This window comes from Phenylobacterium sp., assembly GCF_025351295.1.
Lineage (GTDB): Bacteria > Pseudomonadota > Alphaproteobacteria > Caulobacterales > Caulobacteraceae > Phenylobacterium.
Window position 1 is genome coordinate 1 of record NZ_JANXWD010000015.1, and the last position, 14,203, is coordinate 14,203.

Consider the following 14,203-nt stretch of genomic DNA (forward strand, 5'->3'; position numbering starts at 1 on the left):
CGCCATCCTCGACGCCGTCTGCGACGCCTGGAACCGCCTCATCGCCGAACCAGATCGCATCCAATCCCTCGGATCACGACAATGGGCCATCTGCGGTGCAGATTAAGGGCGGTTGGTATCAGTCGAGGGCGACGCGCAGACGGTCGAGCTGCCGGATCGGAGCGCGGACGGCGTCTTCTCCCGGTTTGGCGTGATGGCGTTTGCCGATCCCGCGGCTGCCTTCGCCAATTTTCACCAGGTCGGCAAGATCCTCCGCGAGGCGCCCGGGCTGCGAGCGGCGGCGGAGCCCCGCCCGTGGGCCGCGCTGGCCGAGCGGGAGGCCCGTGGGTCCGTCGCCCTGCGCGCCGCGATCTGGGTCGTCGCAGCCGGCGCGTGAGCTGCGCCTATCATTTCGCCGCGACGGCCTCGAGGGCCAGGCGCTTGAGGTTGGCGCTTGAGAACAGCGCGTCGAGTTTCGCGAGTTTTCCCTTCCAGAGGTCGACGAAGGCGCGGCTGCCGCCGCTGGTGCCGGGGCGGACGCCGCGGACGTGGCGGTCCTGGATGATCTTCTGGGTGACCCAGTTGGCGAGTTCGCCGGGAATGGCGACGTATTCGGCGGCGATCTGGGCGGCGATCATCGTCTGGTCGTCGGTGACGAAGTTGGATTCCTTGGTGCCGACATAGCCCGGCATGTAGTCGCCGCTGGCCTCGATCTGGCTGCGGATCGGGGTCAGCTGGTCGTTGTTGAGGAGGGTCGGGGTCGGCAGCGTCTTCAGCACCTGCTTCATGCGGTCTTCCTTGCCGCCGCCCCTCAGCGCCCTGGGCGCCTTGTCCTGGTTCGCCGGCATATCGAGGTAGTTGAGCACGCGGATCGCCGACCCGCCGATGATCTCGAAGGACCCGTCCGTTGATGCAAGCTGCGGCGCGACGCCGGACTGCAGGATGATCGGCGCGAATTCGGTGACGCCCAGGATGTCAAAGGCCCCCTGCTGCAACTGGTCGCGGACCATGGCGTAGATGTAAAGCCGCCCGCCCTCGATCTTCTCCTTCACGAAGATCCGCGTGACCGCGCGATCGATGCCCACGTAGCGAATATTATAGCTGCTGTGCTCGAGAGAGGTCTCGATTGTCCCCTGACTGCGGCGCGCGGTGGCGGCGCCGAAGCGACCGCTTGGATCTCCCTTCAACTCGAGGTCCTTGGTGGCGCTGGGGTCGAAGACGTTCCACAGAGTGGCGACCTCCGGCCCCTGGGCGATGACCAGATAGTCCACCAACTCCCAGGGGTCGCGCGACAGCCGCCCACTCCAGCCCGGTTGGTCCTCCAGGAACGCACCTTCGGAAAGGTCCCGGGTATTGCCCGGGTTTTTCGTGTCCGGCCATTTGCCGCCGATATCGAGCCTGATGTAATCGGCCGCGCTGATCGTCCAGCCCTTCAGATAGTCGAAATAGACCGTCACCAGGCCGACGCGGCTGATCTTGTTGCCCATACCTTCGGCGATCGCCGGACCGTCGGCCGAAACGATCCATTTGACCAACATGCCGAGCTCGGTCGCGACGTGGACGGCATCCGTGCCGGCGTTCGGCCCTGAAACGCCGATCGTGAGGGGATTGCGCGCGTGCTCAAGGCGGAGCGGGGATAGCGGATTCGCCGCCTCCCGCTGGAACGCGTCGAGATCCAGCACGCGCTCCTTTTCGCGCGCCTTGTGCTCCACGGTGGTGATCTGCTTCTCCAGCTTGTTCTGGCCCGCGAAGCGGTGCGGCCCGATGCCCAGGCCCGAGACCACCTTCCAGGCATAGAACTCGCCGAGGTTCGTGGTGATCTGGTACCAGCCGCTGTCCAGCCGCTTCACCTTGCCGATCGCGGCTTTGACCCGGCGCGCGCCGAAACGGTCGATGACGAAGTCGATGTCGCCGCTCAGCTGTTCGGCATTGCCCTTGAAGCCCTCGTCGGCGCCCGACGGCTCGGCCGGGAGCTGGGTCGTCTCGCGCCGCGGCGAGGTCATGTTGGCGGGGTGGTTGACGAAACCGATGCCACGGCTGCGCGCGTCGGTCTTCGATGGCTTCCAGGGCTGGGATTCGCCGATGACCACCGTGGTCGTGGGGTCCATCGCGGTCCCGTGGACGTTGATGTAGTCTGCGACGCTGGCGCCCGTGCCGAGCAGGGCCACCTGAAAGGTCACGTCGGGCGTACCCGGCGACCTGGGCCGAGCGACGGCGGGGCCGTCTTTCGCGAGCCGCTTCTCCTCCTTCAACCGCGCGGCCTCGGTCACGGCCGCCTCCTCCCGCACGCTGTCCCGACGGGTCCGGTTCAGGAATCGCGCGGCGTCCTTGACGTAGAGATACACGTGCTGGGGGTTGTCGAGATTGATCTCGCCGTAGTCGACCGAGCTGTTGACGAGGGAGGTCAGATTGTTTTGGAACGCCTTGAAGCGTTCCAGTTCGTCGCGGGTCTCGGCCAGCCCCTCGACCTTCATTTCCTCCAGCATCGGGCGGCTGGCGTCGATGGCGGCGAGCACCCGCCCATGCAGGACGTGGAGGTCGCCGATCCGCAGCATCTCGCTCAGCCGCGCCCGCGTGCCCGAAAACTCCAGCTTGGCCTGCACGACTCCGCCGGGGGCCAGCTGCGCCACGGGGCCGGCTTGCGCCGGCGGGGCGACCGGTCCGAACATCGCGCCGAGGGCGCGGCGCTGGGCGACCGCCCGCGGGCCGGTCTGCGCCAGGTCGGCGAACGCCTGCAGCGCGGTCCCGGCGGGGCTGAGGTCATCGAGATGGCCGCCGGCGTAGGGCCGTTCGGCGGGCGCCGCGGCCGGCGATCGCGGCGCCGGCTCCCGACTGCTCGACGCCCGTTTGTCCACCGTCCCGAACCCCGTGCCCGCGGGACACGAAACCACGAAACGCCCCCACGCAAAAGCCGCCTCGCGGCGCCTCCCACATCCTCCCCGCGACCCCTTCGCGCACAGGGTTGAGGCGAGGGGCGGCCCGCTATAGGTTCCGCGCTCTTTCCGCGACCAGTCCCGAGCCCGGAGTCCCGCTAAGTGACGGATCTATTCGAAGAGGTCGAAGAGCAGCTGCGCTCCGACCGTTACCGGCAGTTCGCGCGAACCTTGCTGCCGTGGCTGCTGGGGCTCGCCGCCATCGCGCTCATCGTCACCCTGGGCTACTGGGGCTACGACACCTGGCGCACCCGCCAGACCGACGCCGCCTCGGAACAGTACGCCGAGGCCATGGACGCCATGGGCAAGGGCGACGCCGACAAGGCGCGGACGCTGTGGACCACGGTCTCCAAGTCGCAGGCCGGCGGCTACAAGGCCCTGTCGCTGATGCACCTGGCCGCCTTCGCCGCCGACAAGAAGAACACCGCCGAGGCCGTGAAGCTGCTGGACGAGGCCGCCGCGGCCGCGCCCGACCCGATCATCGGCGACGCCGCCCGCCTCAAATCCGCCTTCGCCCTCCTCGACACCGCTCCCCTGTCGGAACTGGAGGGGCGCTTGAAGCCGCTGATGGAGGAGGGCCACCCCTACAAGGCCCAGGCCCGCGAGGCGCTGGCCTTCGCCAAGCTGAACGCCGGCGACCTGAAGGGCGCGCGCGGCGACTTCGTGCTGCTGTCCCAGTCGCTGGACGCCGGCCAGGGCGCCCAGGCCCGCGCCCAGGCCGCCATCGGCCTGATCGACGCCGGCTCGGCCAAGGCCGTGCCCACAGTGGTCAGGGCCGCCGCCCTGCTGCCGCCGCCGATGCCGATCGACCCGTCCCTCCTGATGCCACCGGGCCCGCAAGGCCAGCCGCAAGAAAACGCCCCGCAATGAGCCGCCGCACGACGATCCTCGCCGCCATCCTGATCGCGGCGCTGGGAGCCAGCAGCTGCTCGACGGTCGGAAAGCTGAATCCGTTCGGCAAGAAGGATAAGGCCGCCAAGGAGCTGGCCGGCGAGGGCCAGCGGATCTCGATCATCCCGCCGGACCAGCTGCTGGCGCCGGCCGCGGCGCTGAAGGGCGTCGACTTCGCCCTGCCGCCCGTGCAGACGATCGCCGAGTGGCCGCTGCCCGGCGGCACCCCCGAGCAGGTGGTCGGCAATGTGTCGGCCGGCGCCAACCTCAGCGTCGCCTGGCGCAAAAGCTTCGGCCAAGGCTCCAGGCGCGGCCGCTACGTCACCGCCCCGCCAGTGGCCGCGGACGGCAAGGTGTTCCTGATGGACGGCGACGGCCGCGCGGTGGCGGTGGACGCCAGGACCGGCGCGCAGATCTGGCGCACCGGCGCGAACCCCGGCGACAACAAGCGCGACAAGGTGGCCTTCGGCGGCGGCGTCGCCTACGCCGACGGCAAGCTCTACGTCTCGTCGGGCTTCCGCAATGTGATGCAGCTGGACGCCAGGACCGGCGCGCTGGGCTGGCGCACCAAGACCAGCGAATCGATCCATGGCGCGCCCACAGTGGCCGGCGGCCGGGTGTTCGTGGTGGCCCTGGACAATACCCTGCTGACCTTCGACGCCGCCACCGGCGCGCCGTCCTGGACCTATCAGGCGCTGGCGGAATCGGCCCGCATCCTCTCGGCCTCCAGCCCGGCGGTGTCGGGCGACACGGTGGTGGCGGCCTTCGGCTCGGGCGAGCTGGTGGCGATCCGCGCCGCGAACGGCAACGACCTGTGGAACGAGGCGCTATCGCGCGCCAGCCGCACCAGCGCGCTGTCGGAGATCCGCGACATCCCGGGCCGCCCGGCGATCTACAATGGCGACGTGTTCGCGGTCAGCCACTCCGGCGTGTTCGCCGCCACCGACCTGCGCACCGGCCAGGCCCGCTGGACCCTGCCGGTGGTGGGCGTCACCGCCCCCCTGGTGGCCGCCGACGTGGTCTACGCGGTCTCCAAGGACGGCCTGGTGATCTGCGCCGCCCGCGAGAACGGCCAGATCTACTGGATCAAGAACCTGAACGAGGGCTTCAAGTCCAAGCGCAAGGGCGGCGTTCTGGGGGTCGGCGGCCAAAAGCAGATTCGGCCGATCTGGTCGGGTCCGTTGCTCTCCAACGACCGGCTGCTGATCGTCGGCCAGACCGGCCAGATGGTCGTGATGAACGCCAAGACCGGCGAGATCCAGAAGCGGATCGAGCTCAAGGGTGCGTCGGTGACCTCGCCGATCGCCATGGGCGATACGGTCTATGTGGTGACCCAGGAGGCCGACCTGATCGCTATTCGCTGATCAGGCGGTACACTTAGCCCAACATGGCGCTCAAGATCGCGATCGTCGGCCGGCCCAATGTCGGCAAGTCCACGCTGTTCAACCGGCTGGCGGGCAAGAAGCTCGCCATCGTCGACGACCAGCCTGGGGTCACCCGCGACCGCCGCTTCGGCACGGGCCGGCTGGGCGACCTGGACCTGGAGCTGATCGACACCGCCGGCTTCGAAGACGTCACCGACGAGAGCCTGGAAGCGCGTATGCGAGCCCAGACCGAGCTGGCGGTCGACGAGGCCGATATCGCACTCTTCGTCATCGACGCCCGCGAGGGCGTGACCCCGGGCGACCTGATCTTCGCCGACGTCCTGCGCCGCAAGGGCGGGCCGGTGGTGCTCGCCGCCAACAAGTCCGAGAGCAAGGCGTCGGACGCCGGGGTGTTGGACGCCTACAGCCTGGGCCTTGGCGAGCCGATCCCGATCTCCGCCGAGCACGGCGAGGGCATGGCCGACCTCTACGCGGCCGTGGCGATCTACGCCCTGGAAGTGGACGACGAGCCCGACGAGGCCGGCAAGCCGATCAGCATCGCCATCGTCGGGCGGCCCAACGCGGGCAAGTCGACCCTGGTCAACCGGCTGATCGGCGAGGACCGCCTGCTGGTCGGCCCCGAGGCCGGCATCACGCGCGACGCCATCCCCGTGGACTGGACCTGGGACGACCGCGCCATCCGCCTGGTCGACACCGCGGGCCTGCGCCGCAAGGCCAAGGTGCAGGAGAACCTGGAGAAGCTATCTACCCACGACTCCATCCGCGCGATCACCTTCGCCGAGGTGGTGATCCTGGTGATGGACGCGACGCATCCGTTCGAGACCCAGGACCTGCAGATCGCCGACCTGGTGGAACGCGAGGGCCGGTCGCTGGTGTTCGTGCTGGCCAAGTGGGACCTGGTCGATGACCAGCGCGCCAAGCTCGCCGAGTTCATCGAGCAGGCCAACCTGTCGCTGCCGCAGCTGAAGGGCTCGCCCGTGGTGGCCGTCTCGGCGGAGACCGGGCGCGGGCTGGAGCGGCTGATGCCGGCGGTGATCAAGTCGCACACCGACTGGTCGACCAAGGTCAAGACCCGCGACCTCAACGACTGGCTGAAGATGGCGGTGGAGCGCCACCCGCCGCCCTCCGTCGGCGGCAAGCGGGTGAAGCCCAAGTACATGGCCCAGACCAAGGCCCGGCCGCCGACCTTCGTGATGTTCGCCTCGCGGGCCGACCAGCTGCCGGACCACTACCGCCGCTATCTGGTCAATTCGATCCGCGAGAGCTTCGACCTGCCGGGCGTGCCGATCCGCCTGACGGTGAAGTCGAACAAGAACCCCTTCGCCACCGGCGAAGAGAAGAGCGGCACGGGCCTGACGCGGGCTAAGCCCTCGGAGGCCAAGACCGGCATGGCCGCCAAGATCCGCCGGGCGGCGGCGGCCAAGGCCAAGGAAGGCGCCGGCGCCAAGCCCAAGCTGCACGGCAAGGCCAAACCGCAGGGGCCCAAGGCCAAGCCCGGCAACCCGCGCGGCCGGGCGGCCAAGCTGATCCGCCCCGGCGTCAAGCCGAAGCGAGCGTCCCGGCCCGTTTCCAGTCCGAAAAGACCACGCTAGCGGCCGGCTTGCCCAGGTCGGCCTGGGCCAGCTCCACGACCAGCGGTCCGATCTCGGACGGGTCGGGCAGGGTGGCCGGATCCTCGCCTGGCATGGCCTCGGCCCGCATGCGAGTGCACATGACGCTGGGGTCCAGCAGCACGGCGCGGACCTTGGTCTGCTCCAGCTCGTCGGCCCAGGTGCGGACCATGTGCTCCAGCCCCGCCTTGGTGACGCCGTAGGGGCCCCAGAAGGCTTTCGGGCGGATGGCGCGGCCGCTGGTCAGGAAGATGGCGCGCGGGTGCTCCGAGGCGCGCAGCAGCGGTTCCACGGCGCGGATCAGGCGGTAGGAGGCGGTGAGGTTGAGCGCCACCACCTTGTCCCAGTGCTTGGGCTCGATATGGGCCATCGGCGTCATCGGCCCCAGCATGGCGGCGGCGTGGACCAGGATGTCGAGCCGGCCGAAGCGCTGGTGGATCGCCAGCGCCAGCTGGTCGAGGCCGTCGGCCTCGGCGATGTCCATCGGAACCAGGGTGGCGGCCCGGTCCGTGGCGGCCTTGATCTCGTCGTCCAGGGCTTCCAGCGCGCCCTGGGTGCGGGCGACGGCGACGACGTGGGCGCCGGCCTTGGCGAGGGCCAGGGCGGCGGCGTGGCCGATGCCGCGGCTGGCGCCGGTGACGAGGGCGATGCGGTCTGAGAGGGGCGTCTGGCTCATGTGACGGCTTCTCTAACCGCTCGCGGTGTCGGTGTCAGGCCGCTGCGCATAGCGCTGCGCGATGGCGGCGCAGGCCATCAGCTGGATCTGGTGGAAGATCATCAGCGGGATCATCGCCACCCCGGCGACCGCGGGGCTGAGCAGGGCCGCGGCGATCGGCGCGCCGCTGGCCAGGGACTTCTTGGAGCCGCAGAACACGATGGCGATCTCGTCGGCCTTGTCGAAGCCGAGCGCGCGGGCCGCCAGCATGGTGACGAGGAGGACGACGCCCAGCAGGGCCAGGCAGAGGACCAGCAGCCGCACCAGGTCGAGCGCGCCGAGCCGGTCCCAGACGCCCTCCACGACGGCGCCGGAGAAGGCGACGTAGACGATCAGCAGGATGGTGCCGCGGTCGAGCTTGCCCAGGGTCTTGCTGTGGCGGGCCACGAAGCCGCCGATCCACGGGCGCAGCAGCTGGCCGGCCACGAAGGGCGCCAGGAGCTGGAGCACGATGGCCCAGAACGACCCGGCGCTGACCGCGCCCTTGGCGTGCATCAGCACGCTGGCCAGGACCGGGGTCAGGAAAACGCCGATCATGTTGGAGGCCGAGGCCGAGGCGACGGCGGCCGGGACGTTGCCGCGCGCGACCCCCACGAAGGCGATCGAGCTCTGGATCGTGGAGGGCAGGCAGCCTAGCAGCACGATACCGCTGGCCAGCTCCGGCGGGGTGATCCAGGCCGGCAGGTGGGCGATGCCGACGCAGAGCGCCGGAAACAGCACGAAGGTGGCGCCCAGGATCAGCAGGTGCAGCCGCCAGTGGGTCGCGCCCCGCAGCACCGCCTCGCGCGACAGCCGCGCACCGTGCAGGAAGAACACGATCCCGATCAGGACCTTCGACGCCCAACCCAGCCAGAACGCCGTCTCGCCCCGCGCCGGGATCACCGAGGCGGCGACCGCCATCAGGATGATCAGGACGAGGTACCAGTCGATCTTGAACTTCACTCGAACGGCCGTGCGCGCCTCCTCTCCCCCGGGCGAAGCCCGATATGGAGAGGGTAGGGAGAGGGCCGGCGCAGGCGGGTAGGTTTGGCGCTCCCGCACCAGCCATTGTTCATCCACGGGCCCTTGATCCGGAACCCTGCCGGCTGAGCGTCGGAGCCGACCCTCTCCCTACCCTCTCCCTCTCGCTTCGCGGGGGAGAGGAGGCGGCTGGACGTCACGCGTCGACCAGGAACGACAGCTGCCGCTCCACCAGCTCGTTGCGGCCCTCGGCGATCTCGCGGTCGAGCAGGCGGGTGGGGTAGTCGCCGGTGAAGTAGTGGTCGGTATACTGCGGGTGGACCGGATCGCGCACGGCGCCCATGGCCCAGTAGAGGCCCTCGACCGAGAGGTAGCCCATGGAGTCGACGCCCAGGATCTTGGCGATCTCGTCCACCGAATGGTTGGCGGCCAGCAGCTTGTCGCGGTCGGGCATGTCGATGCCGTAGTAGTCCGGCCACTGGATCGGCGGGGAGGCGGAGCGCAGGTGCACCTCCGCGGCGCCGGCCTCGCGGACCATGCGGACCACGCGCACGGAGTTGGTGCCGCGCACGATGCTGTCGTCGACCAGCAGCACCTTCTTGCCGGCCAGCACCGAGCGGTTGGGGGCCAGCTTCATGCGCACGCCCAGTTCGCGCTCGCCCTGGGTGGGCTGGATGAAGGTGCGGCCGACGTAGTGGTTGCGGATGATGCCCATCTCAAAGGGCACGCCGGCCTGCTGGGCGAAGCCCAGCGCGGCGGGGACGCCGGAGTCGGGGACCGGCACCACCACGTCGATGTCGGCGGGGCTCTCCTGGGCCAGGCGGCGACCCATGCGCTTGCGCACCTCATAGATCGAGCGGCCGTTCACGACGGAATCGGGGCGGGCGAAATAGACGTATTCGAAGATGCAGGGCCGGGCCTGCTGGGCCGGGAACGGGCGGAAGCTGCGTACGCCGCTCTGGTCGATCACGACCATCTCGCCGTGTTCCACGTCGCGGACGAAGGTGGCGCCGACGAGGTCGAGGGCGCAGGTCTCGGACGCCAGGACCGACTTGCCGTTGAGCTCGCCCAGTACGAGCGGGCGGATGCCCAGCGGGTCGCGCACGCCGACCAGCTTCTTGTTGGTGAGGGCGACCAGGGCGTAGCCGCCCTCGATCTGCTGCAGGGCCTCGGTGAAGCGGTCGAGGAACTTGGGCCGGCGCGAGCGGGCGATCAGGTGCAGGATCGCCTCGGAGTCCGACGTCGACTGGAAGATCGAGCCCTCCTGGACCAGCTGTTCGCGCAGGGTCAGGAAGTTGGTCAGGTTGCCGTTGTGGGCCAGCGCGATGCCGCCGGCTTCCAGGTCGGCGAACATCGGCTGGACGTTGCGGATGAAGCTGCCGCCGGCGGTGGAGTAGCGGGTGTGGCCGATGGCGGCGCGGCCGGGCAGGCGCTCGTTGAGCCCCCCGCCGCCGAACGCCTCGGCGACGTAGCCCATGTGCCGCTCGGTATGGAACCGCTGGCCGTCGAAGGAGGCCATCCCGCAGGCTTCCTGGCCGCGGTGCTGCAGGGCGTGCAGGCCCAGGGCGGTGAGGCCGGACGCCTCGGCTACGTCGTAGACGCCGAACACCCCGCATTCCAGCCGGGGCGTGTCGTCGTCGGGGTCGCGCGGCGGCGGCGACCAACGCTCGTGCTGCTGGGTCATCTGGATCGCTCCGGGTCGTCGGGGCCGGCCGGGTTGCGGGCGTCGTAGCCGTCTGTCGTCGTTCTGTCACCTGACCCGTCGCGAACGGCGCGATCGAAGGCCGGTTTCAGCTTGCCCGCCACGTCAAGGCCCTTGGGCGCCAGTTCGTCCAGCACATGGCCCATGTTGGTCGCCAGAGGCCAGGTGCGCGCGCCGGTGATCCAATGGGGACGCAGGTCTTCCGGCGTGGCGGCGCTGAACATCAGGAAGAGCGCCCCCAGCACGATCAGGCCCCGGCCCAGGCCGATCAACAGGCCCAGGGAACGGTCCAGGAAGCCCAGCATCTGGGTGCTCTGCACCGCTCGCGCCACGCCCGCGCCGATCAGCCGCAGGGCGACGAAGGCCACGCCGAAGACGATCGTCAGCGACGCGACGGTGCCCAGCCAGGGCGGATGGATGAACCCGCGGAAGATCGGGCCGAACACCGGCAAACCGAACACCGCCAGGCCGGCAGCCACCATCAGGGCCAGCAGGGCGGCGATCTCGCGCACGGCCCCGCGCATGAAGCCGATGGCAGCTGACACGCCCAGCAGGGCCAGGACCAGGAAATCGAACTGGGTCAAGGCGAGCCGTCCCAGTTGGCGTCGTGGATGCGCTGGATGGCGTCGGCCAGGCGGCTGGCGCCGGTGACCGGCAGCGCGCCGCCGGCGGAATCCTGGACGGCGGGGGCCAGGGCGCGGCGGAAGCCCAGCTTGGCGGCCTCCTTCAGGCGGCTGTCCATGCGACTGACCGGCCGGACCTCGCCGGAGAGGCTGATCTCGCCGAACACCACGCAGTCCTGCGGCAGGGCCTGGTCGAAGACCGAGGAGGCGAGGGCGGCGGCGGCGGCGAGGTCGGCGGCGGGTTCTGAGATGCGGAGGCCTCCTGCCACGTTCAGATAGACATCCCGGTCGCCGAAACTAAGGCCGCATCGCGCTTCCAGCACGGCGAGGATCATCGCCAGGCGTCCCGAATCCCAGCCGACCACCGCGCGACGCGGCGTGCCGTAGGCCGAGGGGGCGACCAGCGCCTGGATCTCCACCAGCACTGGCCGCGAGCCCTCGATGCCGGCGAACACCGCCGCGCCGGCGGCGCGCTCGCCGGAGGTGTTGAGGAACAGGGCCGAGGGGTTCTTCACCTCGGCCAGGCCGGCGTCGCCCATCTCGAAGACGCCGATCTCGTCGGTGGCCCCGAAGCGGTTCTTGGCCCCGCGCAGGATGCGGAACGGATAGCCGCGCTCGCCTTCGAAGGCGAACACCGCGTCGACCATGTGCTCGATCACCCGGGGACCGGCGATGGCGCCTTCCTTGGTGACGTGGCCGACCAGGACCACGGCCATGCCGCGCTTCTTGGCCAGGCGCACCAGTTCGCCGGCGGCGGCGCGGACCTGGGTGACCGAACCGGGGCCGGCCTCGTGGGCGTCGCTCCACATGGTCTGGATGGAATCGATCACCACGAAGTCGAAGTGCTCGGCCTTCAGGCCGTCGGAGATGGCGCGCAGGCTGGTCTCGGCCGCCAGTTTCACCGGGGCGCCGGCCAGGCCCATGCGCTGGGCCCGCGCGCGGACCTGCTCCACGGCCTCCTCGCCGGAGATATAGGCGCACTTGGCGCCGCGCAGGGCGGCCTGGGCGGCCACCTGCAGCAGCAGGGTGGACTTGCCGACGCCGGGGTCGCCGCCGACCAGGATCGCCGAGCCCGGCACCACGCCGCCGCCGCAGACCCGGTCCCACTCGTCCACGCCCGTGGCTATGCGGGGCGGGGCGACCGTCGCCTCGTCCAGGCCCTCGAAGGCCAGATGGACCTTCCGCGTCGGCTTGGTGAGGGTCATGGCGCCCGGCGGGCGGCTGGTCAGTTCCTCGACCAGGCTGTTCCAGGCGTTGCAGGCCGGGCACTGCCCCGACCATTTGGTCTGCACGCCCCCGCAGGACTGACAGGCGTAGATGGCGCCGTCTCGGGCCATGGGGTCTCCGTGATTCGAATGCGCTGAGTCTAGGCTGACTCGGGGGTGGGGTCGGCGCGGGATTGGGCGGCCGCCTTGCTCTCCTCAACCCGCGTCATCCCCCGGTCGCCCGCCAGGGCGATCCGGGGAACCCAAGCCGACGCGTCGCTTTTGCCGGCCCAGCTTGGGTCCCCCGGATCAGCCTGCGGCTGACCGTGGGATGACGACCGTTGGAGAGGCGGTCGTTGCGTCATGCGATCCGCACCGTGAACACATCAAGAACACAAGAATGATCCCGCGTCAAGGTTTTGCGATGCTGCTCGAGCCGGATCGGCGTGCGCCATGCTACCCATTCCGCGGAGTTGCGTTGGAGGGCCGGATGGGTACGCCGCGGGGAGCCGCCGTGATCGCGCGCGCCTTGCGCCTGCTGGTGATGCCGGGCCGGACCTGGGTGGCGATCGCGGCGGAGCCGGCCGACCCGCGCGGACTGTTCGGGCGTTATGTGGCGCCGCTGGCGGCGATCCCGGCGGTCTGCAGCGTCGCCGGGCCGCTGAAGTTCGGGTTCAACATAGCCAATGTGGACGTGATGATGAGCCCGCTCGGGCTCGTGCTGGGGGCGTTCGCCGGCTATGCGCTGACGTTCGCGGCGGTGGCGGCGGCCGGTGTGCTGGTGGCCCTGATCGCCCGGGCGTTCGGCGGGGACGGCGACCGTGGGCGGGCCCTGGAACTGGTGAGCTATGCGGCCACGGCGAGCTGGATCGGCGGGGTCGCCGAACTCTATCCCAGCCTGGGCCTGGCGGTGGGCGTCCTGGCCGGGGTCTACAGCCTCTACACGCTGTACCTGGGCCTGCCGCGGATGCTGGCGATCCCGGACGCGCATCGGCTGACCGCGTTCGCGGCGATCCTGGTGGTGATCTTCGGGCTGTGGACGGCGCGCGGCGTCCTGGCGGCCAGCGCTGCGGAGCTGGGCGGGCCGCTGTCGGCCTCCTACACGCCGCTCAGATAGACCCGCTCGGCCCGGGTGCTGATCCGCGTCAGCACCTCGTGAGCGACGGTGCCAGCGGCGCTCGCGACATCGTCGAGGGCGACGTTTGGACCCAGCAACTCGACCGCGTCGCCGACCCCGGCCTGCCCCGGGCCCAGGTCGATGGTCAGCAGGTCCATGTTGACGGTGAGCAGGGCGCGGCGTGCGCCGGCCGCCCAGGCGTAGCCCTTGCCCATGCCGGCCCGGATCACGCCGTCGGTGTAGCCGGCCCCGACGATGGCCACCCGCATGGGGCGCGGCGCGGTGAAGCCGGAGCCGTAGCCGACGCGGTCGCCGGGGCTGAGGTGGCGGATGTCGAGGATCGGCGCGGTCAGCGTCGCCACCGCCTTCAGGCGCGGATGCGGCAGCTCCTGCGGCCCACCGCCCAGCAGGCAGATGCCGGCGCGGACCATGTCGTAGGCGTAGTCGTGGCCCAGGAAGGCTCCGGCCGAGGCGGCGAGGCTGGCGCGGGCGTCGGGGAACAGGGCGCGGATCTCGCGGAAGCGGGCCAGCTGCTCGAGGTTGCGCGGCTCGGCCGGGTCGGTGGCCGAGCCCAGGTGGCTCATCACCAGGCCGACGTCAAGCGCGCGCAGACCGCCGGGCGCGCCGGTCAGGGCGCGGGCCTCGGCCAGGCTGAGCCCCTGGCGGTTCATGCCGCTGTCAACCTGCAGGGCGACCTGATAGCGCCCGCCCGCGGCGTTGGCGGCGGTGGCGCGGGCCAGGGCGGCGGCCGCCTGGGGCACGGTGGCGATCACCGGCGTCAGGCGCGCGGCGGCCAGGCGATCGGCGCCGCCGGGCAGCAGGCCGTCCAGGACGTAGACCGTGGCGTCGCGGTCGCCCAGCGCGGCGCGCACGGCCTCGCCCTCGGCCAGGCGGGCGACGAAGAAGCTGCGGGTTCCCTCGGCGTGCAGCCGGCGCGCGATCGGCCCGGCGCCCAGGCCATAGCCGTCGGCCTTGACCACGGCGGCCACTTCCGCCCCACGCGCCACGTCGGCGAGCACCGCGCGGTTGTGCGCGAGCGCGTCGAGATCGATGGTCAGGCGCGCCCGGTCGGGACTCATGGGC

At 70.6% G+C, this 14,203-nt stretch carries 12 protein-coding genes; 5 read left to right on the forward strand and 7 right to left on the reverse strand.

Annotated features, from left to right (window positions below):
- Nucleotides 1–112: 112 nt before the first annotated feature.
- The gene (locus Q0R13_RS02230; protein ID WP_293898824.1) at nucleotides 113–376 is read left to right on the forward strand and encodes a methyltransferase domain-containing protein; all 264 of its coding nucleotides are present in this window, start codon (nucleotides 113–115) and stop codon (nucleotides 374–376) included.
- Between the two features lie 10 nt (nucleotides 377–386).
- Here Q0R13_RS02230 and Q0R13_RS02235 read toward each other — a convergent pair whose 3' ends face one another.
- Nucleotides 387–2,834, reverse strand: coding sequence for a hypothetical protein (locus Q0R13_RS02235; RefSeq protein WP_293898827.1), 2,448 nt, complete (start codon nucleotides 2,832–2,834; stop codon nucleotides 387–389).
- Between the two features lie 180 nt (nucleotides 2,835–3,014).
- On the opposite strand from Q0R13_RS02235, the gene Q0R13_RS02240 reads away from it, so the two are divergent.
- The 3 genes from Q0R13_RS02240 to der are packed head-to-tail and all read left to right on the forward strand — an operon-like array spanning nucleotide 3,015 to nucleotide 6,780.
- Nucleotides 3,015–3,782 carry a tetratricopeptide repeat protein gene (locus Q0R13_RS02240; protein WP_293898830.1) on the forward strand — a complete coding sequence of 256 codons (768 nt, stop codon included), beginning with the start codon at nucleotides 3,015–3,017 and terminating at the stop codon, nucleotides 3,780–3,782.
- On the forward strand, nucleotides 3,779–5,167 hold the full coding sequence (locus Q0R13_RS02245; RefSeq protein WP_293898833.1) for a PQQ-binding-like beta-propeller repeat protein: 1,389 nt from the start codon (nucleotides 3,779–3,781) through the stop codon (nucleotides 5,165–5,167). Before Q0R13_RS02240 ends, Q0R13_RS02245 begins: the two co-directional genes overlap by 4 nt.
- 23 nt (nucleotides 5,168–5,190) lie before the next feature.
- Entirely contained in the window at nucleotides 5,191–6,780 is a 1,590-nt protein-coding gene (gene der, locus Q0R13_RS02250; protein WP_293898836.1) for a ribosome biogenesis GTPase Der, read from the forward strand.
- Here der and Q0R13_RS02255 read toward each other — a convergent pair.
- The 5 genes from Q0R13_RS02255 to radA all read right to left on the reverse strand — a co-directional run bounded on the left by Q0R13_RS02255 (nucleotide 6,728) and on the right by radA (nucleotide 12,135).
- On the reverse strand, nucleotides 6,728–7,474 hold the full coding sequence (locus Q0R13_RS02255; RefSeq protein ID WP_293898839.1) for an SDR family NAD(P)-dependent oxidoreductase: 747 nt from the start codon (nucleotides 7,472–7,474) through the stop codon (nucleotides 6,728–6,730). The genes der and Q0R13_RS02255 overlap by 53 nt on opposite strands.
- A 12-nt stretch (nucleotides 7,475–7,486) precedes the next feature.
- Complete coding sequence (locus tag Q0R13_RS02260; RefSeq protein WP_293898842.1) at nucleotides 7,487–8,455, reverse strand: bile acid:sodium symporter family protein; 969 nt, start codon at nucleotides 8,453–8,455, stop codon at nucleotides 7,487–7,489.
- Nucleotides 8,456–8,669: 214 nt separating this feature from the next.
- Nucleotides 8,670–10,157, reverse strand: a complete 1,488-nt coding sequence (gene purF, locus Q0R13_RS02265) for an amidophosphoribosyltransferase (RefSeq protein WP_293898845.1) — start codon at nucleotides 10,155–10,157, stop codon at nucleotides 8,670–8,672.
- Nucleotides 10,154–10,759 carry a CvpA family protein gene (locus tag Q0R13_RS02270; RefSeq protein ID WP_293898848.1) on the reverse strand — a complete coding sequence of 202 codons (606 nt, stop codon included), beginning with the start codon at nucleotides 10,757–10,759 and terminating at the stop codon, nucleotides 10,154–10,156. Before Q0R13_RS02270 ends, purF begins: the two co-directional genes overlap by 4 nt.
- Nucleotides 10,756–12,135 carry a DNA repair protein RadA gene (radA, locus tag Q0R13_RS02275; RefSeq protein WP_293898851.1) on the reverse strand — a complete coding sequence of 460 codons (1,380 nt, stop codon included), beginning with the start codon at nucleotides 12,133–12,135 and terminating at the stop codon, nucleotides 10,756–10,758. Before radA ends, Q0R13_RS02270 begins: the two co-directional genes overlap by 4 nt.
- Nucleotides 12,136–12,493: 358 nt before the next feature.
- On the opposite strand from radA, the gene Q0R13_RS02280 reads away from it, so the two are divergent.
- Nucleotides 12,494–13,120 (forward strand): Yip1 family protein, encoded by a 627-nt coding sequence (locus tag Q0R13_RS02280; RefSeq protein WP_293898854.1) that lies wholly within the window; start codon nucleotides 12,494–12,496, stop codon nucleotides 13,118–13,120.
- Here Q0R13_RS02280 and alr read toward each other — a convergent pair.
- Nucleotides 13,102–14,199 (reverse strand): alanine racemase, encoded by a 1,098-nt coding sequence (gene alr, locus Q0R13_RS02285; RefSeq protein ID WP_293898857.1) that lies wholly within the window; start codon nucleotides 14,197–14,199, stop codon nucleotides 13,102–13,104. The genes Q0R13_RS02280 and alr overlap by 19 nt on opposite strands.
- Nucleotides 14,200–14,203 lie beyond the last annotated feature (4 nt).